At 64.3% G+C, this 21,197-nt stretch carries 17 protein-coding genes; 5 read left to right on the forward strand and 12 right to left on the reverse strand.

All coding sequences use genetic code 11. The features are described 5' to 3' along the window. Positions 1-53 precede the first annotated feature (53 nt). Both RN01_RS00795 and RN01_RS00800 read right to left on the reverse strand, forming a co-directional pair. Positions 54-884 carry a CoA ester lyase gene (locus RN01_RS00795; protein ID WP_024568986.1) on the reverse strand — a complete coding sequence of 277 codons (831 nt, stop codon included), beginning with the start codon at positions 882-884 and terminating at the stop codon, positions 54-56. A gap of 12 nt (positions 885-896) precedes the next feature. After that, positions 897-2,069, reverse strand: a complete 1,173-nt coding sequence (locus RN01_RS00800) for a CaiB/BaiF CoA-transferase family protein (RefSeq protein WP_017511501.1) — start codon at positions 2,067-2,069, stop codon at positions 897-899. A 143-nt stretch (positions 2,070-2,212) separates the two neighbouring features. On the opposite strand from RN01_RS00800, the gene RN01_RS00805 reads away from it, so the two are divergent. The 3 genes from RN01_RS00805 to RN01_RS00815 all read left to right on the forward strand — a co-directional run bounded on the left by RN01_RS00805 (position 2,213) and on the right by RN01_RS00815 (position 5,218). Beyond that, positions 2,213-3,151, forward strand: coding sequence for a LysR substrate-binding domain-containing protein (locus RN01_RS00805; RefSeq protein WP_017511502.1), 939 nt, complete (start codon positions 2,213-2,215; stop codon positions 3,149-3,151). Between the two features lie 184 nt (positions 3,152-3,335). Then, positions 3,336-4,304: a tripartite tricarboxylate transporter substrate binding protein gene (locus RN01_RS00810; protein ID WP_017511503.1), complete on the forward strand. Its 969-nt coding sequence runs from the start codon at positions 3,336-3,338 to the stop codon at positions 4,302-4,304. Positions 4,305-4,453: 149 nt separating this feature from the next. Beyond that, positions 4,454-5,218, forward strand: a complete 765-nt coding sequence (locus tag RN01_RS00815; protein WP_017511504.1) for a sulfite exporter TauE/SafE family protein — start codon at positions 4,454-4,456, stop codon at positions 5,216-5,218. A gap of 123 nt (positions 5,219-5,341) precedes the next feature. Here RN01_RS00815 and RN01_RS00820 read toward each other — a convergent pair whose 3' ends face one another. The 5 genes from RN01_RS00820 to RN01_RS00840 all read right to left on the reverse strand — a co-directional run bounded on the left by RN01_RS00820 (position 5,342) and on the right by RN01_RS00840 (position 10,133). Continuing rightward, entirely contained in the window at positions 5,342-6,028 is a 687-nt protein-coding gene (locus tag RN01_RS00820) for an RES family NAD+ phosphorylase (protein ID WP_223277409.1), read from the reverse strand. 20 nt (positions 6,029-6,048) lie between these two features. After that, positions 6,049-6,606 carry a hypothetical protein gene (locus RN01_RS00825; RefSeq protein WP_017511506.1) on the reverse strand — a complete coding sequence of 186 codons (558 nt, stop codon included), beginning with the start codon at positions 6,604-6,606 and terminating at the stop codon, positions 6,049-6,051. 171 nt (positions 6,607-6,777) lie between these two features. Then, a complete protein-coding gene (locus RN01_RS00830) occupies positions 6,778-7,368 on the reverse strand; it encodes an HD family hydrolase (RefSeq protein ID WP_017511507.1) in 591 nt (196 codons plus the stop codon). Positions 7,369-7,448: 80 nt separating this feature from the next. Continuing rightward, positions 7,449-8,063, reverse strand: coding sequence for a DUF938 domain-containing protein (locus RN01_RS00835; protein WP_017511508.1), 615 nt, complete (start codon positions 8,061-8,063; stop codon positions 7,449-7,451). Between the two features lie 81 nt (positions 8,064-8,144). Then, entirely contained in the window at positions 8,145-10,133 is a 1,989-nt protein-coding gene (locus RN01_RS00840) for a PhoX family phosphatase (protein WP_024568987.1), read from the reverse strand. 198 nt (positions 10,134-10,331) lie between these two features. Between RN01_RS00840 and RN01_RS00845 the strand changes: the two genes are divergently transcribed. Together RN01_RS00845 and RN01_RS00850 are read left to right on the forward strand one after the other, a co-directional pair. Next, the gene (locus tag RN01_RS00845) at positions 10,332-10,943 is read left to right on the forward strand and encodes a YigZ family protein (RefSeq protein ID WP_008651505.1); all 612 of its coding nucleotides are present in this window, start codon (positions 10,332-10,334) and stop codon (positions 10,941-10,943) included. Further along, complete coding sequence (locus RN01_RS00850) at positions 10,940-11,248, forward strand: 2Fe-2S iron-sulfur cluster-binding protein (RefSeq protein ID WP_017515311.1); 309 nt, start codon at positions 10,940-10,942, stop codon at positions 11,246-11,248. Before RN01_RS00845 ends, RN01_RS00850 begins: the two co-directional genes overlap by 4 nt. 281 nt (positions 11,249-11,529) lie before the next feature. Here RN01_RS00850 and RN01_RS00855 read toward each other — a convergent pair whose 3' ends face one another. From RN01_RS00855 to RN01_RS00875, 5 genes are all read right to left on the reverse strand, one after another. Next, positions 11,530-14,010: a hypothetical protein gene (locus RN01_RS00855; RefSeq protein WP_024568988.1), complete on the reverse strand. Its 2,481-nt coding sequence runs from the start codon at positions 14,008-14,010 to the stop codon at positions 11,530-11,532. Between the two features lie 9 nt (positions 14,011-14,019). Next, positions 14,020-14,829 (reverse strand): hypothetical protein, encoded by an 810-nt coding sequence (locus RN01_RS00860; protein WP_017514266.1) that lies wholly within the window; start codon positions 14,827-14,829, stop codon positions 14,020-14,022. Between the two features lie 13 nt (positions 14,830-14,842). Beyond that, positions 14,843-16,369 (reverse strand): hypothetical protein, encoded by a 1,527-nt coding sequence (locus RN01_RS00865; protein WP_017514265.1) that lies wholly within the window; start codon positions 16,367-16,369, stop codon positions 14,843-14,845. 33 nt (positions 16,370-16,402) lie between these two features. Beyond that, a complete protein-coding gene (locus RN01_RS00870; protein WP_024568989.1) occupies positions 16,403-17,677 on the reverse strand; it encodes a hypothetical protein in 1,275 nt (424 codons plus the stop codon). A gap of 1,471 nt (positions 17,678-19,148) precedes the next feature. Beyond that, the gene (locus RN01_RS00875; RefSeq protein WP_223277408.1) at positions 19,149-21,170 is read right to left on the reverse strand and encodes a phage integrase family protein; all 2,022 of its coding nucleotides are present in this window, start codon (positions 21,168-21,170) and stop codon (positions 19,149-19,151) included. Positions 21,171-21,197: the final 27 nt, after the last annotated feature.

The raw sequence follows: 21,197 nt of genomic DNA on the forward strand, positions 1-21,197 counted from the left end.
TTGGCGCCCCATTGGCGCCCCAGCAGCGCCAATTCGGAGGGCCGGAAGCGTCGTCAGGCGGCACCCGCCGCGACGATACGTTGTGCGCGTTCAAGCACTGGACGATCGACCATCTTCCCGTCGACAGCAATCGCGGCACCCTGCGCGGCGGCCGCCTGCTCGACCACGCGACGCGCCCAGGCCAGTTCTTCGGCCGATGGCGCCAGGGCGGCATGGACACCCCCCACCTGATTCGGATGAATCAGCAGTTTGGCCCCGAACCCGAAACGCCGTGCCCGCGCGGTGTCGGCGGCCAGCGCGTCGGCATCGCCGATGGCCGTGCAGACACCGTCGACCGGCGCCGGCAGTCCGGCCGCCCGGGAATGCATGACCAGTTCGCTACGGAAATGGTGGAGCGGCGCGTCGTCGTCACCCACGTCAAGGTCGAACATCAGGTCGATGCTGCCGAACAGCAGTCGCGATACGCCTGGCGCGCGCGCCACATGGGCCAGATCGGCAAACCCTGCCGCGCTCTCCAGCAAGGCGCAGCACGGCGTCTCGGGCAGTTCGGCGCGCAGCGCAGCCAGCGCCGCCTTGTCGGCCTTGGGCAGCACGATCTCGCGAACGCCGCCCGCGCGGCAAAAGCTCACATCTTCGGCAAAGTACGAGGTGTCAGCGCCATTGATGCGGAGCAGCAATGCTACGCCGGCGGCATCCGCCTGGGCCTGCAAGTCGCGCCAGGGCTCGGCCAGGCCCGCGCGCGCGGCTGCCTTGGCATCGGGCGCCACCGCGTCCTCAAGATCGACGATCACGGCGTCGGCGCCAGCCGCGATGGCCTTGCCGATGCGCTCCGGACGCGATGCCGGAACGAACAGATAACTGCGCGGCACTCGGGTGCTTGTCATCGCCCGCCTCCGTCAGACCACGCCGTCGGCATGAAGCCGGGCGATCTGTTCGGCGGTGCATCCGGTCTCGGCAAGGATGGCGTCCGTGTGCTCGCCCACCGCCGGAACCGGGTCCATGCGCGCGTCGGTCATGCCGGGCGGCAGCAGGGCCGGGATCTGCCCCGCCGGGGTATCGACGGTGCGCCAGCGCTTGCGGGCCGCCAGTTGCGGGTGCGCCCAGACGTCGGCCATCGTGTTGACGTTGGCGTTGGCGATCTTTGCTTCCTCCAGCCGCTCCACCACCTGCGCGGCGGTCAGCCGCCCGAACGCCTCGACGATGCGGGCACGCAGTTGCGCGCGATTGACGCTGCGCAGGCTGTTGGTGGCAAACGCAGCGTGGGTGGCCAGATCCGGCTCCTGGAGCACCACCTTGCAGAACGCCGCCCATTCGCGTTCGTTCTGCAAACCAAGCATCACGGTCTTGCCGTCGCCGGTCGGGAACGGTCCGTACGGGTAGATCGTGGCATGCGACGCCCCGGCGCGCGGCGGCGGTTCGGCGCCATCGAACGCGTAGTACATCGGGAAATTCATCCACTCGACCATCGATTCGAGCATCGACACGTCGATATGCTTGCCACGGCCGGTCTGGCCCCGCTCGATCAGCGCGGCCAACACGTTGCTGTATGCGTACATGCCGGCGGCGATGTCCGCCACCGAGGCGCCGGCCTTCACGCCCTCTTCCGGCGTGCCGGTGACCGACACGAAGCCCGATTCACTCTGCACCAGCAGGTCATAGGCTTTCTTGTCGCGATAGGGACCATCGCCGCCGTAGCCGGAGATATCGCAGACGATCAGGCGCGGAAAGCGCTTCGACAGCGTCTCGTAGTCCAGCCCGAGGCGGGTCGACGCGCCCGGCGCCAGGTTCTGAATCAACACATCGGTCTTGGCCAGCAGGGAATCCAGCACCGGGGCGGCGGCAGGCGCCTTGACGTCGAGCGTCAGGCTTTCCTTCGAACGGTTGGTCCAGACGAAGTGGGACGACAGCCCGCGCACGCGGCCATCATAGGCACGCGCGAAATCGCCCGGGCCAGGCCGCTCGATCTTGATGACGCGCGCGCCGAGATCGGCCAGTTGACGGGTGCAGAACGGCGCGGCGATGGCCTGCTCGAGCGAAACGACGGTGATGCCTTCAAGGGGTCGGGACATGACAGTGTCTTGGGTAGGTAGCGCAATGCCGCCAATCTACCCGCCTGTCTCCGACCTGTGAAATAGGGATTGCAGAAGGCTCCATAAGTAGAATCAATAGCCTGCACCCCCGGTGCGTCCCCCATGCACCCTCTGGAGAACCCATGGACATCCGTGCCATGCGCTATTTTGTGGCCATCGTCGACCAAGGCAGCCTGACCCGCGCCGCCGAGGTCGTCTGCGTGGCGCAGCCCGCGCTGTCGCAGCAGCTTGCCACGCTGGAAGACGAATTCGGCGTGCCATTGGTGCACCGCAGCGCGAAAGGCGTGCGGCCCACCGAAGCCGGAAAGACGCTTTATCGTCACGTGCGCAACATCCTTCGACAGGTGGAAATCGCGGGCGCCGACGTGCGCGTGGCCGGCGCGGAGGTCTCGGGCACCGTGGCCATCGGCCTGCCCACCACGGCGGCAGCGGCCTTCGGCATGGCGCTGATACGCACCGTGCGCCAGCGCTACCCGCAGGTCCGGCTGCAGCTCTTTGAAAGCATGAGCGGATATATCTCCGAACTGCTGAACCAGAACCGGCTCGACTTCGCCATCCTGTTTCGCGACACGCCATCGCGCGCGGTGGAGCCAGAGCCGCTGGCCAGCGAACCGCTCTACCTGATCGGCACGCCACCCGTGACCGCGCCGCGCCCGGGCAAACGGGGCAGCGCCACCGCGGATACGGTCCCGCTCAAGGCGCTCGACGGTATCCCGCTGGTGCTGCCAAGCGGCTCGCAGGGGTTGCGCGAGGTGGTCGAGCGCACGTTTGCCAAAGCCGGCATGAACCTGAATGTGGTGGCCGATCTCGATTCCCTGCCTTTCCTGCTGGCGTCCGCCCGGGAAGGATTGGCCTGCACGATACTGCCTGCGTCGTCGCTTGGCGATGGCGATGCGGCCGTGCCTCGGCGGCTGATCGTTCCGGAACTCCGACGCACGCTGTCCCTGTGCTGGCCGCGCGCGCTGCCGCGCTCGAATGCGGCCGAGGCGGTGGCCGATGTGTTGCGAGAGATAGTCGGAGAACGGATTGCGCTGGGCGGGTCGCTGGCGCCAGCGGGTTGATGGGAGCGGCGACTCCTGGTGTCGGCGTATGGATGGCCGGCCCGCCGCGCCCGGTCCGATAAGAAAACCTTATGCCCATAGTCACCGATTGAATTTCTCCTTAGCGGATGGCTCCGCTAGAGTGGGCGCCACATCAGCGGGCCTCCAAGTGCATGGGCCCGCCAGAAGCCACCGAGGAGACATCATGCTTCGTACAATCCGCGCCATCGCCGGTATCGCCATGGCCCTGTCCGTTGTCGGCCACGCTCAAGCCGACACCTATCCGTCCAAGCCGATCCAGATGATCGTGCCGCAGGCGCCGGGCGGCACCAACGACATCGTCGCCCGACTGGTGGCGGCCGATCTGTCGCAACGCCTTGGCCAGCAGGTAGTGGTGGAAAACCGCCCGGGCGCTGGCGGCAACATTGGCACCCAGACGGCGGCCCGCTCCGCGCCGGATGGCTACACGCTGCTGATGACCATCAGCAGCACGCAGGCCATCAACCCGTCGCTCTACCGCTCGATTCCGTTCGACCCGATCAAGGACTTCGAGCCGATCGCCCCGGTAGCTACCGTGCCGAACGTGCTGGTGGTCAACCCCGCCTTCCCGGCCAAGTCGATGTCGGAACTGATCGCGATGGCCAAGGCCAAGCCCGACTACTACCGCTTTGCCTCCGCCGGCAACGGCACGCTGAACCATCTGCTGGGTGAGATGCTGAACAGCATGGCGGCCATCAAGCTCGAACACGTGCCGTACAAGGGCGTCGCCCCGGCGCTCAATGACGTGCTCGGCAACCAGGTGCCGATGGCCTTTGCCAGCCTGCCCTCCGTGCTGGCGCATATCAAGGCCGGCAAGGTCCGCGCCCTGGGCGTGAGCTCGGCCAAGCGCTCGCCGTTCGCCCCGGACATCCCCGCCATCAGCGAGACCGTGCCCGGCTATAGCGGCGACCTCTGGGTCGGCCTGTTCGCAGTGCGCGGCACGCCGAAGGATGTCACCCAGAAGCTTGCCGCCACGATGCAGACCGCGCTGGCCGACAAGACGCTCCGCGACAAGCTTGCTGCCCAGGGCGCCGAAGTGCTGACGGGCACGCCGCAACAGTTCTCCACCATGCTGCGCGGCGACATCGACAAGTGGGCGAAGATCGTCAAGCAGTCTGGCGCGCAGGTCGACTGACCGCGTCGATCAGGAATCGGCACCTGCGGGTGCCGGTCTTCCGCCCGATCCGCCCGACGCACCACAGCCATGTATTACCCATGTCCGCGTATGATCGCGGACTTGCCTTTTCTGAAGGCCGCTTATCGTAACCCCGCCCCCGATTCACCATGCCCGACCATTCGCTGCTGTCCGCCCTGCTCATCTTTGGACTCGGGGGGCTCCTCGGCGGCGTGGGCGGCCTGTTTGGCATCGGCGGCGGCCTGATCGCCATCCCGGCCCTCGGCCTGCTCTATGGCATGGACCAGCAGCTCGCACAGGGCACCTCGCTGGTGATGATCGCGCCGAACGTGCTGATCGGATTCTGGCAATACCGCAAGCGGGCCGATATCGAGCTGAAGACAGCCATCGTGCTTGGCTTGTCCGCGGTGCTTGCCACCTACGCTTCCGCAAAGTTCGCCACGTCGATCGACGCGGCACTGCTACGCCGCATCTTCGCCGTTTTCATGATTGGCCTGGCGCTGTACTTCCTGTGGCGACTCCTGCCGGGCCGCGCCACCACACAACCGCAGGCACGCCTGTCTCCCTCGTGGATTCCCGCCGTGGGCGTGGTCGGCGGCGCGTTCTCCGGATTCTTCAGCGTCGGCGGTGGCGTGGTAGCCGCCCCCGCGCTGGTGGGGCTGTTCGGAATGCGCCAGGCCGCCGCGCAGGGCCTGGCACTGGCACTGGTCACCCCGGGCGCCGTTGTCGCGCTGTTCACCTATGCCAACGCCGGCCACGTCGACTGGTACAGCGGCATCCCGCTCTCGCTGGGCGGCATGCTGACGATCTCGTGGGGCGTGGCCCTTGCCCACCGTATGCCAGAACGCAAACTGCGCGCGGCGTTCGCGCTGTGCTTGATCGCAACGGCGGTAGTGATGCTGGTGCGGGGGTGAGTCGCATTGGTGCAGTCTAGCGCGCCTTAGAGGCGCCATCAAAATGATTCTGGCGTCGTTGCACGGCCTCGCCGTACTACTTGTACTGTCTGCGGCCGCGCGTCTAGCCAGCACCGCTTCGCTTCATTTTGATAGCGCCTCAGTCAGTCGACACGGATCGTCGAGAAGCTCACCGTATATGGGCAAGTCGCCGAAACGTGCCGCATCGATCGTTACCGATTCTCTCCACCTGCCAAGATGACGGGAATGAACTGCGAGTGCGGCATGGTTGCGAAGGCGCCTTGATGGATAGCGAATGCCAATCGCACCTGTTCGATTGAAAAGCGCTTCGAGAACATGGTGCATCTCCAGACCGAAATGCCTGCACCATTGGTAGTCTGGTTCTGACAACCGATCATAGATCCCGAGTCTGGCGGCTGTCGTCCCACCAATCTCGAGGAAATTCAGATCCGACTTCAGCCGCATGGTAACCAGGAGGCCGTCACTGGCAGCCTCGTTGAGTCTGAACGCGCCCGGATATCTCTCGACCTTCTCGCAAAATCGGCCCTCCCATATCGCGGTGTAGGCATCTTCCGCGACATACAGCCAATGGAAAGGAAAGCGGCCTGCTGCCTGCCTGCAACTGACCGGCGGCCCCCATCGGTGGGTATGCGTCACGAAATCAGGCAGCGCCGTCGCCGCGTTCCAGGCGGCTCTGGTCAGCAACGTCCCACGGCTCAGCGTGCAAACGCTCGAGGCCATCGCATCCATGACCAATCCACGCGGCGGCATCTGTGCCGCGACGTCTGCCGGCATATCGGTGGCGCCCAAGGACAACTCCAGATCGCACCTCACGGGCCGGCTCGCAGCAACCGGGACGGGAGCAGCTCTAGTGCCGCCATGACCGTTGCCTGACGTTCGGCATCGGACCGTCGCAAATGATGCACCTGCCCAATCGACACCGACCCTCGGGTACAAAGCAGCCTTCCGCATAGCACTTCAGCCGGAGTGAGATCATTCAACTCTTCGTAGGCGATCATCCAGAAAAAGGGATCTTCACCTGACGGCTCGTTGCGGAGCGCCATGATGATCGGAATGATCAGGCTCGGCGCAGGCGGCACGAACTGCCAGGCCGGAAGTATTGTGGGCATTCCGGCGGGATCGTAGCCCTCGGCGTAGAAGTGGCCCGCCTCGATGGCGCGATGCAGTTCGCAAGGAGTCAGGTTCACGAGGCCCTGCGCCGAAACCTCCGCAACCGTCAGATGACCAATCGGCAGCCGGCTGGACCCGAGCACAGCACACGGGGAATCCGAAAATGGCTGATGGCCGGGACGGCTGCCTTGGCGCAACCCGCTGGGTGTACAGGCTGTTGGCAGCGGCTGCAAGCCTGCCATGGGATCGAGATACATGCTGAACCTCCGGTGCAGTGACGTGACGAGGACAGCTTATGGAATGGCTCGACACGGCTCAATCACTGCAACGGCGAAAGCGCAATCCGACACGAATTCACAGCATTGTGTGGCTATCGCCCCTCACCCTGCGTAGGTACACCTGGCGCCCGCGGTGTACACCCACCCACGTCACCCTTCCCGAGGCTTCTGAAAATGCTCGCGCACAAGCCTCGCCGCTTCTTCCCAAAGCGCTGGCGAGCCGCGCTCGATCGGCGGGCCGTAACGTGCCATGGCCTGTTCTTCCGTGACGTCGCACTCCACCCAGCTACCGCCTCCGGTCGCTGCGTTGTGGAGTAACGGCTGCAGACGGTCCAGCGATTTCGCGAACCGTGCGTCGTCGCTTTCTCCCGCTTCGAACTCGGACCACAGGCTCCGGAACTCCGCTGCCTGCGCGGCCGGCAGCAGCGAGAAAATCCGTTCTGCCGCCTGTTCCTCCAGCGCCGCCTGACCGGCTCTTGCCGCCGGGTCGTGAAACGGCACATCGCCTGCGTCGATTTCCACGATGTCGTGGATGAGCAGCATCTTCACCACGCGCAGGGCGTCGACAGGCGCCGCCGCATGTTCCGACAGGACGAGGGCATACATGGCCAGGTGCCACGAATGCTCCGCGCTGTTCTCACGGCGTGACTGATTGATAAGCGGCGTCATCCGGACGACGCTCTTCAGCAGGTCGATTTCCCGGAGGAAGGAAAGCTGGCGTTCCAGGTTGGACAGATTCACGTTGAATGCAGATGGACAGTGTTTCGCAGTGAAGTTTAGCAGCCCGCCCCGGCCGCGCGGGGCAGTGCGCCGGCCGTCGCTCACGCCTGCTTGCGAAACACCAGGCTGAAGTTGTTGGCCGGCATCTGAATCGGGGCATCGCACGTCAGGCGGTGCGTCGTGCCGAGTGCGATCACGGCTTCCATGTCGCGCACGCCCCAGTCCGAATCGGCCGAGTGCAACTGACGGTCGAACGCCTCGTTGCTTGGCGCCGTATGCGCGCCTTCGCGGCGGTAGGGGCCATAGAGGTACAGCACGCCTCCCGGCGCCAGTCGTCTGCCCGCACCCTCGAACAGCGCCTGGGCCGCGGCCCAGGGCGCGATGTGGATCATGTTGATGCAGACGATGGCGTCCACGGCATCGATGCCCCACGGCTCCTGGCGGACGTCAATGGCAAGGGGTGGGAGAACGTTCTGGACCTGCGTATGTTCGGTCCAGGCGGCAATCGACTCGCGGTGCGTCGCATCCAGATCGCTCGGCTGCCACGTCAAACCCGGAAGCGCCGCCGCAAAATGCACGGCGTGCTGCCCAGTACCGCTGGCGATTTCCAGTACCGTGCCCGATCGCGGCAGTACGTTGCGCAGCACGGCCAGGATCGGCTCGCGATTGCGGTCGGTGGCGGGCGCCATGCGGCGCGCGGTCGGATCAGCGGTCATGGGGTTTCTCGTGGGGCTGCCACCCGGTCCGGATGCCGGGCGCGCAGCCCACAGGGTAGCAGGACCGGGCGGAGCGCGGCGTCAGGCCCGCTTGCCGAGGCGGATCGCTGCCGGAGTCGCCGTCAGGTAGCCCACCGCCGCGCCGAACCGGTCCTTGTAGTTGGCGCGGACCAGCGGATCGAGCTGTGCCTTGACCTTGTCGTGCAGCCCCGCTTCCCAGTCGCCAGGATGCTGGAAGTTGCTCATGATGTACGTCCAGCCATTGATCTCGTCCACCGCGTGCAGTCCGGTCGATTCCGCGCCGGCCGGGCACGACAGCAAGCGCGACAGCTGCTTCGTGTCGACGTTGTACGCCCACAGGAAGTTGTTGACGTGCGTGTTGCTGTCTTCGCCAACGAACAGCGTGCGCAGCGACTCCGAGAACTTGAGGTTGTCCGGCGTGGCCACCTTGTCCGGGTTGGCGAAGTTGCCGAGCGCATCCTGCGCCTTCTTGGGTCCGCCGCCGAGGTCTTCGGACACCAGTGCCGGCACCGGCGCCATGTCGAAGGGCACCCATTCGCTGTCGATGCGCGCGCCAGCATGGTCGGTCTGCGCGCCACGCAGGTTCAGTTCGTACACGGCGCCCGAGTAGGGACCTTCCACGCGGATATCGCCCGCATTTGCCGCGTTGCCGGCCAACATGCTCGATTCGATACGCGAGATCGCCGAGTACGCCTTGCGGTCCGCGATATTGACCGTCGTGCCTTCCATCTTGGTAAAGCCCAAGCTGCCACCCACGAGCGCCGCGTAGCGATGGGTCTCCAGGAACGCCGCCGCCTTTTCCTGGCCCGGCGTGACCTTCACCCAGTTCGGCTTGCCATCGATCAGGATGCGCGTGTAAGCGCTATCAGCCGGGTCTTTGGTCTTGACGTCCATGATGTCGGAGACCTTGATGCCGCCATCCGCCAGCTTGCGGATCTCGTCGCTCGTCGCGCTGCCCAGCGCGATCCACGACAACGTGGCCGCGCCCGGCCCCGTGCCGGAAGTCTGGTGCCACTTGGCCACATAGAGCTTGCCCGACGACAGATCGCGCGGACGATCGGCGATGAACATGAACAGGCCGCCGTTGGTGGCATCGTCGCCCATCAGTACGGTGCGTTCGTCCGGCATCACCTGCACGAGTTCGTGCGAGATGCGGCCCAGGCAGTAATGCTTGCGGATCGAACCCGTGCCGTCGGCGTGCACGGTGACTTCGGGCAGATGGCCGTAGTGGTAGGGATTGGCGCGGTCTGCGTCGCCATACAGGTTCTGGCTGAAGCCACGCAGGCGCTTGTCGGTGGCGGCCTTGACCGCGTCCGGCTCGTACTCCTCGCTCGACAGGTGCGTGTTCCACGGCGACAGGCTCGCGCCACAGGTGATCCACAGGCCGTTCACCGCCGACGTATCCACGTTGTGATAGCGCACCGGAGTGAGCTTGCCGGTCTTCGGGTCCTGGTCGAGCGTGATGACGGCGATCGGCGACGGCAGCATGCCGTACATGTCACCGTTGGCCTGGTCGCGCGTGGTGTATTCGAATTGCACTACCGCGAACACCGTGTTGCCCTTCACGCCGGGCACGCGCGCACCGCGCACGGTCAGCAGCGAGCTGCCGTCCGGGCAGTCCGAGAAGAACTGGCGCGTCTTGCCGGGCACCGAAGTGTCCATGATCGCGCGGTTATGGATGTCGTAGTAACCGCCTGCCAGCACCTTGCCGCCCTTGCCATCGGGCAGCATGTCGCCGGTGACGAAGAAGGGCTGGTATGCCAGCGCATATTCCTGCGCGCTGTCGTCGCTGTAAGACACCTTGATCGACGAGCCGACCGTCGTCGTGGCCATCGCCGCCGGATTGTCGAGCGACGGCGCGGCCATGCCCGTGAACGTTGCCGAGGTAAATGCCGCGCCAGCCTTGCGCCGGGGTGCGGCGGCGAACGCGGCCTCCATCGCGGTCATCCCACTCGCAAGACTCGCGGCGGCCGCGCCGATCGGGAGCATCGGGGCTCCACCAAGGATTTTCAGGGCACGGCGACGGGCAACGAGGGGTTGGTCGGACATGATGGTTCTATGTGGGTGGATAGGTATGCGAATCGGGCGCCGGGGCAATGTGGACGGAACGCCCCGTGGCGGGGGATAAGCATCCAGCATGACATTTTTTTGACGGTCAGCAAGCTGTCACGCGGCCCGGTTTCCGTGGCCACCCATCGGCCTGCGCTACACTCGCCTCCTGCCCAGCGACCACTGCATTTCCCCGTCTTGCCTACCTACACGCTTGCCGCCCCAGTTCACGCCGACATCGAGATCCGCAAGAGCCGCTTTATCGCGCTGGCCGTGCCGGTGGCCGACCGTGACGCGGCGATGGCCGTGATTCAGGATCTGCGGGCGCAGCATCCCACCGCCACCCATGTGTGCTGGGCGCTGCTGGCGGGCGGACAGTCTGGCATGTCGGACGATGGCGAGCCTTCTGGCACGGCAGGCCGGCCGATCCTCGAAGTTCTCCGCCATCACGACCTCGACGGCGTGCTGGCGGCCGTGGTGCGGTACTACGGCGGCGTCAAGCTGGGCGCGGGCGGCCTCGTGCGGGCCTATACCGACGCCATCGCCAGCGCGCTCAAGGACGCCGAGCGTATCGAACGCATTGCGTACACCACGTTTGCCATCGAGATCGACTATGCCGACGAATCGCGCGTGCGACGCTGGCTGGAGTTGTCGGCCGCCGAAGGCTGCACGCTGGTCGACACCCGATATGACGCGTTGGCGACGCTGCTGATCCGCCTGCCCGCCACGCTGCGCGATGGCGCGATTGCCACGCTGCGCGACGCCACGCACGGCCGAGCCCGATTCCCGGATACCGAAGAGCAGGCATGACTGGCGACGGGAACACCTTCGACGACACCGAATACACGGCGTGCGTCCTGCCCGCAAATACACGCTTTGCCGCGCCGGCTTCGCTGAGTCTGCTTGAGGCGGCGCTGCTCGATGGCGTGTCGCTGCCCAGTTCGTGCCGCAATGGCACCTGCCGCGCCTGCATCAGCAAACTTCACGCGGGCAGCGTGCGTCACCGCGTGGAATGGCCAGGCCTGAGCCTCGACGAAAAGGAGGATGGCTACATCCTGCCCTGCGTGGCGTGTCCGACCAGCGACGTCGTGTTCGAACCCGTTGGCGCGGCCTGATCGCGCCATCATCTACGGGCCAAGCCCTGCCCAGGCTCTATCTGCGCTCGATCCGCGCGCTTGTCGGGAAACAATAAACCTGCAAGATTCAAACAATAAAGGCAAAGAAAATCTTCAAATCCTTTGCTGGATTGGCTCCCTAACGTGCGCCAGACGCGTGGAAACCGCACATGGAGCCCGGGAGCCCTTTTCTTGCGTAATCGCCGCTTGGACAATAAAGGCAGGAAAGCAGCCTGGCGATTGCCTCCTCACGGAGGAGGCTGCGGCCAGACTCCATCGCGCTATGGCGCATCGGGATCCGACGTGGCGCTATCGGTTGAGCTCGCTGGAGCGGGCTCCGTTGCCGACGCCGCGAGCATGTCGGCAACCGCGCGCGTATGACACTTTCTTTTCGGGTGGGCCGGTGGCAAGTGCTGCGACAACGCCGTCGGTTCGGTCGGTACCACTCCAATCTCCGGAAGCCCACTTCCCGCTGCGGCTTGCTGGAAGCGCGCCACTTTTTCTTCCTGTCTCGCTTTGGCTTGGGCAGGCCGATCGATGTCCTTGACGCCAGTCCACAAGTCACCCTCCTGCGCCATCCTAGCCAGAATCTGTTCCGCTTTGGCAACCGCCTTGGCCGACAACGCAGCGTTCACCCGCGCGACCACTTTTTTCGTACGTGCAGTCTCATTATCCATACACCACTTATCCTGGACCGCACGCGTATCCGAGAGGTCCCGTGTCACGCCGTACGCAGCGCCCGATTTCGTATCCGGGGAAAGTAACAGCCATTCCCCCGTATCCAGGAGGCACCAGACAAGGTTCTTGCCCGGTATGCGCGTGGCGCGAACCATTACTTCATGGCCGGCCTTCGGATCGAGAGCCTTGTCCTCGACGTGTGCGACCAGACGTTCAGCCCCCTCGCGGCCGATCTCATGGCAGGCCGGGCTGCCGTACCAGCAGGGACATCCTGCCAAATGAATCCTGCCTCGAACAACAGGACAATCCTCAAGGAATAGCAACGATTCGCGCAAGTCGACGGCACGTCGGGGATAGTTTGCCGTCCCCCGACGCAATCCTTGGTAGTAGTTGAAGATGGAAGCAGCGGTCGGCTCCGGAGGATGGGGGCTAAACAGCATGTCTTCCGTCAGGCGCCGTGGATCCTTCTTCCTCATGAGGTTGACCTCGTTCATCGCTTCGATGACAGCGCGCAGGAATGCCGACTTCGACACAATGGTGACGCGTCGCTTCTTGGCTTCATTGCGCTGCCTGTGATGATCCATGATGTACTGCTGATTCTGAAACGTCAGGGGAAGCGCCCTGAGCTTTCGCAGGGTCCTCCGAACGATCAATTTGCGCATCGCGCGCCGTTGCTTGCGAAACCAACTCTTGATCTGGCCGATCCCACGTTCCCCCGTGCCTTTGTCCATCGGCGCACCGGAGCGGGTGAGTCGTATGTCCATCTTCTGTGCGACGGTCCACTGCATAACTTTCTGCGAAGCCGCCGGCCCCCGGTCCGCCACAATGACATCAAAACCGCCGGACACTATGCCCGGCAGCCTAGCGGGATCCAGACCGAGTTCACGAAGTTTCTCCGCCTTGTCCTCCATGGCAAGCATCATGTCGTACATGCAGTACCGGTAAGGGTCGCCGTACTCCGGATTGCAATCGACCTCACAACCAACCGCGGCCCCGCTGTCTCGACTGAACCCCAAGAACAAGGTGGGGCTACCAATCTGAATACAATTATCCTTGCTGAAGGGAAGCGTCTCGTCCTTGGCGACTCCGAGCACATAGTCTACAAATGGCGTGGCGTCGATGTCCCCAATGCTCAGGACATCATAAGTCAGATCGGTGGCATATCCCCCATGCAGATGGGATAGCGTCTTCCACTCTGGAAGCAATTCCGGCCGCTTCAACAAGATGCGGTCGCGGTGATACAGAATCTGCCGATAGGTCGGGTAGCACGATGAATCGATCGCATGCAGTTGGCCGTCTGCGTCGGTCTCGAAGCAGCAATTGTCGAAAAACACGCCGAGAAACAGGTCGTCATTCTGTAGGGTTGACCAGGCTCCTTCCTTGTCGCGCTCAATGATCACGTCGAATGCGTCGGTAATGCGTTTCACCCAAAAAGGGCCAACACCGTTGCGTCCGTTCCACGCCGCGCGCCCCCGTCGCTGCGTAGTCGTCTTGCGACCGAATTTTTTCTTGTGGTCCCACTCGCTCTTTGGCTGACCAGGTGCTCCGCAGTGGCCCAGCGTCTGCGGTATCAGCGCCTCTTTAGTCCCACCAAAACGCAAAAACGTCCCAAGATGCCGTCGCAACGACACCATCGAGATCTTGCGCTTCGTGGCGTGCCGCTCGATCACGCTTTCGCGCCATCTGGCGTTCAGAAATAACTCCGTGACGGGATGACCTTCGAGAAGATCCATGTCTGCCTCGTCCTGGGCGACGATGCCTTTGACGGCATCCCATCGACCGTCCCAGCAGGTTTCCAGGTAGCCCTTCTCGCCGTCCTGCTCTCTTTGCGGGCGATTCAGCTCCGCGGGAGGCCAGACGTCCCTCGCTTCCTCGATGTCGTCGTCCATTGTGGCGAGCAGCGACAGCGGCTGGACGATGAACATCTTGTCCATGTTAACGCCGCGGTAGTCGAGGTCAAAGAACGCCGCGACCCCTTTGCATTCGTCACTGAGCAGGTAGCGGTAGTGATGAAAGTCGGTGGTGCCAAACTTGGCCCGCACCACGCTTCGGAAATCGACAAGCGCAGAGAGATCAACCGCCATGACATCGTCCTAGATCAAGTAGAGCGGCTCCATGACCGCCAGACGTTTGCGCGGGTCAGGCCGGGCAAAGCCAAATTTGACGGCCGCCCCCAGCAATGTATAAGCATCGTCAAGCCCAACGCCAAGTGACTCCGCAATGCCGGCCAGTTCGTCATCGAGTCGCATCAGCATTGCTTTGCTCGACGGCGGAGCCTTTGCCTTGCGCGCGCCTCGCACCGCGACGAGGCGTCGGCTTAGCTCCCACGCCGCGGCCCGTAACGGCCGGAGATCGCCAAATCTCTGGGTCCATTGGTAGCACTGCGCGGCGTTGGACAGGGCCAGGGGCGCAAACGCTTCGGGATGCACTCGTTCGTACGTGACACCGTGACATGCGAGGAAGGCGCCCGCCTTCTCCATGCGTTTGTCGTCGAGGAATAGCGCATGGAGGTGGAGCTGGCCTGGCGCTTCGCGCAACACAACCGACAGCATCTGATCGACCAGCACGACATCGAACCGCGGGGAGGAGCCGCGCTGCGATCGGCGCGCCGTCTCGAGCAAACGGATGACAAGCGGATAATTGGGGCGCGCAGCGACGACCCCCGGCGAGAACTTCAGCACTAGGTCGAGGTCCACAGCCTTCTTACCGATGATGGCATTGCGGCGGCCGCCATCCAGGTTCTGCGTCAGGCCGACACTCTGTATGCGACGCTTGCTTAGCCGGACAAACAGGTTAGAATCGTAGGCAAACCCTGTATCTACGCCGAGCTTGTCAACACGGGGCATCTCGAAATCGGGATCGAGCACGCAGTCCTGCTCAATCGTGGCGAGGATGAGTGTCATGTCTTTCCGCCTTTTAAGTCTTACGGCCTGCTGGCTTTGAGGAGACCCGTAAACTCTGGCGTTGAAGGAGGGCCTTGATCGCGCAGTCCAGGGAAGGGGATGCGCGGCACAAGGCAGCAAGTTGGCGCCAGGGAATCCCTGACACCCTGCCCAGATGCGTCACCTCACGGGGATACCTGACCCTGGCCCGATCCCGTGTCCCGATCAACGTCTTGGCTAGATGCGGCAAGGCCATTTCGATATCGTTGGCCTTCAGCTTGCGGTGTGGCGCGCTGACCTTCCGGGCGACCGTCGGTGAAAGGCGACCAAACTGATGGGCGTTGAGCCACTCTTGATCGTGCCGCATCAACCAAGAATAGGCCGCGGCTTCCGATTGATGCAGCGTGCCGCAGGGCTGTGCCCGTACGGTTTCATGCAAGCGCAGAAAGACCTGACGCGCGCTGTGCCGTAGCACTGCCTGACGCGCTTGGCGCCATTGCTCCGCCAACCCCTCCACGTTCTGCAGCCGCCGTTCCGCCTGCCCCTTGGTCAGGCCGCAATGCGCGGCGGCTCCGTTGCGGGAAAACCCGGCCTGCAGCAGGCCGACGAAGTTCCTGTCGGCCGGTTTTGAAGGCAGGGGCGGTTGATAGGTTCTGGCCCCCCAGGTTCCTTGCAGCGCCGCGATCGTATGATCTGCCGGCACGAAGGTGACCGGTTGCGTGTCGCGCAACAGCGCGTAGAGCACCACCACATAATGCGGCGGTGCGGTGTATTCCGGCCGCCTCAAGAATTCGTAGAGCGGATTGCACGCGTTTTCGACATCGAACACCTGCTCAAGCGCGGAGCCCCGGTAGTGCTTGATGACGTAACTGGCCAACATCCTTGCCAGCAGCATGCGGTTGAGCCGGCCGCTCCGGTTTATCAGGTCGAGCTCATGCAGCTTATGCCGAAGCCCGTCGACAAACCCATCGAGGTCGGCTGCCGCCTCACACACGGCCATGACGTCACGCGCGAAGGCGATCTTGCCTTGCGAGGACTGACGTCCGTGGCCGCGATGCTTGGGCGGCCGACCGCCCGGCACCCATGGCTCGAGCCCGTAGCCGTCGAGGACGCAAGCCTCGACAAATGGCGGCTGATGGACCACCAGTTGCGCACGCGTGCCATAGTCCTTCCAGATCATTGCCTCACATCGCGGGCATGCTTGGGTGAACGGGGGTGGATCGCAGGCGTCCCGGCTATTGTCCCGGCGAAGGGAAGTGTCGCTGCTCGTCCGGACGGCCTTCAGGAAGTTGGTACGCTCTATGCCGCCCATGGACAGCGCGGCGTAGTAGGTGACACTTCGCTTGCGGGTGAGCGTCTCGACGGTCCCCAGCAGGCCTCCCCCCAATTGGGCGACCGTTTCCAGTGGCCACGAGACCGTGCCGTAGGCAAGCTCGACCACAAATACCTTGGAGTACTTCCTGTGACGGGTAAGCGGACGACCGAGCAACGCGCGGTTGGCAATGCTCGCGGCCGACTCGACGTCGGAGCATGCATAGACGGGACCAATGTCATCGAACATGGTGAAACCTCCAAATATATGGCGACAGTGAGATCACCCTCCGGATCTCGGGGGCCGCAACTCCTCGATCACGGTGTCGAACGGAAGCCAATCCCGGTATGCCTGGCCATCCGTATAGGGCACGATTTCCATCTCCCATAGCTCGTTCTGCCGCTTGCGCGCAGCGCAAGCATCCGCTTCGATGTTTGCCGTGGCTTTTTCCATCGACAGACGCTCCACGTCCAGTCGGTGATGCAGTTCCCGGAAGATCATGAAGATGGCCTCGCGCTGAGCATGGACCGCGCCGATGGCCTCCACGAGGCCTGGGGGTTGTGGCTCGTCGCGCTCGAGCAACGCGTACCAATGCAGTGCGAGGTTCGCGAGGTCCCGATCGTCATAGCTGTCGATAAAGGTTGCCGCTTCCGTTGCGCAGCACAGGGGGGACAGATCGCCGCGCTTCTGGGCAAGCATGCCCGGGGCCGTACAAATGACGACACCGATCCCCGACGCCTTCAGCCATTCCAAGGCCAAGTAGAACTGCGGCAGATGTGTCGCCTGCAGATGCGCCTTGCGCATGCCGACAATGGCTATGACCCCGACATGCAAGGCCAGCAATCCCCGTACCAGCGTCGGCACATACGATTCCATCTTGCGCCGGCTCAGGCCTTCCTTGTGCAGCAAATCATTCGTAACGAAGGGGCTTAGCGCCTCCAGCACCGCGAAGTACAGGCCGGCTTCGGTCACTCGCACGGGCATCTTGACGACGAGCAGCGGAATCTGCACGAGATCCGAAGGCATGACCACCACGCCGCCTTGGCCGTCCGGATGGACCACGTCATGGTGGCGATGGATGGGGCCCAAAATGGAGCGCAGCGCATACATCAGCTTTTCCAGCCACATGCTGAGCGGACCACAGATGACCATGCAGAATCGGGCGGGGCTGTGCTTAAGTGCCTCTGCCAGCGAATAGGTTTGCGTCAGCGCGTTGAAGGACGCCAGCGCGGCGTGCTGGTTGACCTCGACAAAGTCGTTGCCACGGGCTTGCGTGAGCATCTCGGTCGCGGCCAGAATCCGCAGCCCAGCAACCAGTTCAATGCCCGTCGGGAAGAACGCGTCCTGCATGGCCATCTCAATCCGCATATTGCGTGAGCGCGCCACCGGGGAAGCGGTCAGATGCTCGCCACAATAAGCCGTCGCAATCGCCTTGCAGACCGCGCCGAAGTCTGGATAGGTGCCCAGTCGCTCGACCAGAAAGCTCGCCGGATTCGCTTCGGGCACGACGATTGAAGCGCGCCCTGCGTGTTGGGGTACCAGATGGCTTTTACTCATGATGGATATCTCCTGTCAGTGTTTGGGCCGCCCGTGTGGCCTCGACCCCGGCCGAGACCCACCCTGCCCGCATGGGACCGCAGCAGTACGAGATATCTGCCATGCGAACCTGACGAATGCGCACTGGTATAGGCAAGCGGGACAGCATCTCGACAAGCAAGAATGGAACTTGATAAATGTGGGCGGGCACTCCACGGTGCTGGTGTGTTCAATGTAGGGTCGGGCATAGGCACGCAGCGCAAACAGCAGCTTGTGGATCTCAGCCGTTATCGGTGCACACAAGAAGGCGCTCATACGCGGCAGATTCACGCTTGACGCCACGGCAAGGTCCAGCGCATGGACGCCGCGTAAACGCATGGCGAGCGCTTGCACGCGAAGGATCTCCGCCAGCGTGCGGCCGCCGCCGGCGGTGACGACCCGCTGTATGGCGAGGAGGCGCTGGGCGATGGACACTCCTGCCGCGAGGCGACGTAACTAGTCCGAACCTCATATTCCACGCAATCGGCTCGCGTCAGCCCCCAAGCAATGCGGGCCCTGACCGCTGTCGCGGCCGCTGCGGCGTTGCGCGCGTTGTGCAGGGCATCGTCGGACGCGGCTGCCGGCAATGCGCGCATCAGAAAATTTTCCCCAAGCGGAGGCAGGATGTCCCTGCCATCGGCGAAGAGACGCACGTTGGCCGGGGTGAGATGGCGGCCCGTCATCGCTGGCCACCGTTTTCCCCGCGGCGCAGGAACGCGCACGCCGGGGGCCAGCGCAGTCGATGATGCACCCGGATGCAGTCTGGGACACTCATGCAAGCCTCCTTCAGCCTGGAAAGCCGGACATAAGAATCCCTTGACCTTGGCCACTCCGTCACCAATACTCCGATTGCCGCATCGTAGTATCGACGGAGGGTACAGGCAGATGGTTTGCCGGTTCCCGATGACCCAACTGGGTCGCTGGTCGCTCGACTGGTTGCAGCCAGACGAGTCAAGCCGAGTTCGATGGTAGAACCGCAAGCACTGAAATCAAAGGTCCGAACGCCATGCCTGACAGCATGGCGTTTTTATTTTCCGCATTGCGGAAACAGCATCTTTCTGGAAATTCATGAAAGGATTGATGATTTAAATCAACTGATTTATTGCTAATTGTTGTGCCGCGATTTTATGTATGTGAACACCAATGTCATTTGTCGATCGATAGTCGATGGGACTGAACGACGAGGATAGAAGACTCAACATCGCCACTGCTCGCTATTTTTTAAAGTATCCGACGATCCAAACCATCAACGTATTGATCCTTGTGATGCCATCATTTTCGCCATGTCCTCGGTGGGATTGGCAAAGCGTCGTCGTTCCCACATTCACCTGTTGAGCTTGAGCGCGTGGCATCGCGCACATGACGCGCGCAGGGAAACGCCCGACTGTGGCACCGCAATCAAGGGTAAACACGCATACCTGCCCGGGCCATGCCTGATAGCGCGCTGCCCGTCTCAAGCCGACTGCGCTGCCCAAAAATGCGCCATGGCCGCTCGGCGCGCCGCCGCCTCGGTGCGCACATAGCGCGTGGTGGTGGCCAGCGATCGATGCCCGAGGTTCTGCTGCACGACCTCGACCGGCACCCCGGCGGCAAGCGCATGCGAGGCGTGGGTATGCCGCAGCCAGTGGGTACTGGCGCGCTCCAGGCATCGGGCGGCCGGTGGATCCGCGACCGCGAGGGATTGCGCGCAGCCCCGAAAGAACGCCTTGATCTGTCGATGAAAGGTGCTCGCCGCAATCGGCGCGGCCGGATCGACGGTCCGCCGATTGGCCCACGGCACACGGAGGGCCAGATCGGTTGCCCCGCCCAGCAACGCGGCGCCACCGGCCTGCCGCGGGTCACCGGGCAGGCACCGTGTCATCAGGTACTCGGCCAACTGCCGCATCAGGGTCGCCGGCAGCGGCACCTCGCGCAGGCGGCCGCCCTTGCCCACCACCTGCAGCCACCAGCCGTCCCACCCCAGGGTTCCCCCCTGCCCCGCCAGCCCTTCCTGCCGCAGATCGTCGGTGGTCGCGGCCACGAGTTCAGACAGGCGCAGGCCGGTGTCGTACAGCAAGGGCAGTGCGAACTGCAGTCGCTGGTTGACCGAGGTGGGCGGCAGCGCCGCCAACACGCGCACCAGGAGGGACCACTGGTCTGCCGTGAAGCCGCGCCCGGGATCGAGCCCCGTGACCACGGTACGTGGGGCGCGCACCGCGCGCCACGGATTGCCGCTCAGATAGCCCTGCGCGCCCAGAAACGCAAACAGGTTACCCAGCACGCCCAACGCATAGGCGCACGAGGCGGCAGACAGGGGCCCGGCCAGCGGCCGCCAGCGCGCACTCCAGCGCGGCTCGGTGTGCGCGCTGCACCAGTCGGCCGGCGGCGCCAGCAGGAAGTCCCGGTAGGCCACCGCGTCCTCGATCGTGACGGAGGACAGCGCGCGGCCCCGGGCGAGCACCGCCCACAGCAGAAAGCGCTCGGCCTCCTTGCGGTAGGCCCGCTGCGTCGCGTTCAGAGCCCCTTCCGCCCCCTCCACGTCCACCGCACCATCGCCCTTGCTGGCGAGCCACGCGAGGATCGCATCCCGGTCGTTGTCCGCCGCCAGCCGACACTGCGTGCGCGGGCAACGGTAGGTACCGGTGCGTCCATCCAGATCAGCCGAAGGCGTAAAGCGCTCGAGCGGCAGCCAGGGGCTGACGGGCTCCGCAGGTCCCGCCCTCGCCTGGGTTGACGCACCCACCGCGTCGATCGCGTCCGGTTCGTTCGGGTCGGACGCCGGCACGGCGCCGAGCGTGTCGGCGTGGGCACGCAGGAACACGGTGATCGCGTGCGCCTTGCGCGCCCCGATGCCGCGTAAGGGACGCCACCAGTGCGGTCCGCGCGCCTGCATGAACATCACCAGATCGCCCAACGTGATCAGGCCAGCACGATGCAGGCGCGCCGCCACCGCCTCGACCAGCCAGGCCTCGCAGCCGTCCGCCGGCGACACCGGCTGGGCGACCTGCGCTTCGAGTGTGTGGATCGCGTCGAGCTGGCGGTGCAGCAACGCCTTGCGGCGGCGCTGACGGGCCAACGCCGGGCCAAAGGCGGCCTCATAGGCACTCAGTTGCTCGGCTTCCGCGAACCCATCGAGGCCTGCGGCTCGCACAAAATCGGCCAGCGACGGCAGCGGCGAGGCGCCAGGTGGCGCGAGATCGAGCCGCAGCAGCCGGGCGCGGGCGAAGTCGCCGCCACGCGCGGCCGCCGCCCCGAGTTCGGCCCGGATCCAGCCGGTCATGCGGTGCATGCGCGGGCCGTCGTCGAAGGCGCCCGCGTCGGCGAGGTAGCGCGCCCACATGGCGCGCGCGGACAGCCCCTGCGCCACCGCACGCAGGAAGGCGAAGTGGCCGCGGTGCAGGCGCGGGCGCACCACGCTATAGCGGCCGCGGGGACTATGGGGGCCATGTGGCGGCGCGGGCGCAGAGTCAGGGGAAAGGGACGAGAACATGGCCATGGCAGCTCCAGGTATCGGAGAGGGCAC

The organism is Cupriavidus sp. SHE (assembly GCF_000812445.1).
GTDB lineage: Bacteria > Pseudomonadota > Gammaproteobacteria > Burkholderiales > Burkholderiaceae > Cupriavidus > Cupriavidus metallidurans.

Coding starts and splice junctions, on each gene's coding strand:
- RN01_RS00870 (WP_024568989.1), bottom strand. CDS start 17,677: ATGAGTAAAAGCCATCTGGTACCCCAACACGCAGGGCGCGCTTCAATC.
- RN01_RS00825 (WP_017511506.1), bottom strand. CDS start 6,606: ATGTATCTCGATCCCATGGCAGGCTTGCAGCCGCTGCCAACAGCCTGT.
- RN01_RS00800 (WP_017511501.1), bottom strand. CDS start 2,069: ATGTCCCGACCCCTTGAAGGCATCACCGTCGTTTCGCTCGAGCAGGCC.
- RN01_RS00795 (WP_024568986.1), bottom strand. CDS start 884: ATGACAAGCACCCGAGTGCCGCGCAGTTATCTGTTCGTTCCGGCATCG.
- RN01_RS00805 (WP_017511502.1), top strand. CDS start 2,213: ATGGACATCCGTGCCATGCGCTATTTTGTGGCCATCGTCGACCAAGGC.
- RN01_RS00855 (WP_024568988.1), bottom strand. CDS start 14,010: ATGGCGGTTGATCTCTCTGCGCTTGTCGATTTCCGAAGCGTGGTGCGG.
- RN01_RS00840 (WP_024568987.1), bottom strand. CDS start 10,133: ATGTCCGACCAACCCCTCGTTGCCCGTCGCCGTGCCCTGAAAATCCTT.
- RN01_RS00865 (WP_017514265.1), bottom strand. CDS start 16,369: ATGTTCGATGACATTGGTCCCGTCTATGCATGCTCCGACGTCGAGTCG.
- RN01_RS00815 (WP_017511504.1), top strand. CDS start 4,454: ATGCCCGACCATTCGCTGCTGTCCGCCCTGCTCATCTTTGGACTCGGG.
- RN01_RS00835 (WP_017511508.1), bottom strand. CDS start 8,063: ATGACCGCTGATCCGACCGCGCGCCGCATGGCGCCCGCCACCGACCGC.
- RN01_RS00810 (WP_017511503.1), top strand. CDS start 3,336: ATGCTTCGTACAATCCGCGCCATCGCCGGTATCGCCATGGCCCTGTCC.
- RN01_RS00850 (WP_017515311.1), top strand. CDS start 10,940: ATGACTGGCGACGGGAACACCTTCGACGACACCGAATACACGGCGTGC.
- RN01_RS00860 (WP_017514266.1), bottom strand. CDS start 14,829: ATGACACTCATCCTCGCCACGATTGAGCAGGACTGCGTGCTCGATCCC.
- RN01_RS00875 (WP_223277408.1), bottom strand. CDS start 21,170: ATGGCCATGTTCTCGTCCCTTTCCCCTGACTCTGCGCCCGCGCCGCCA.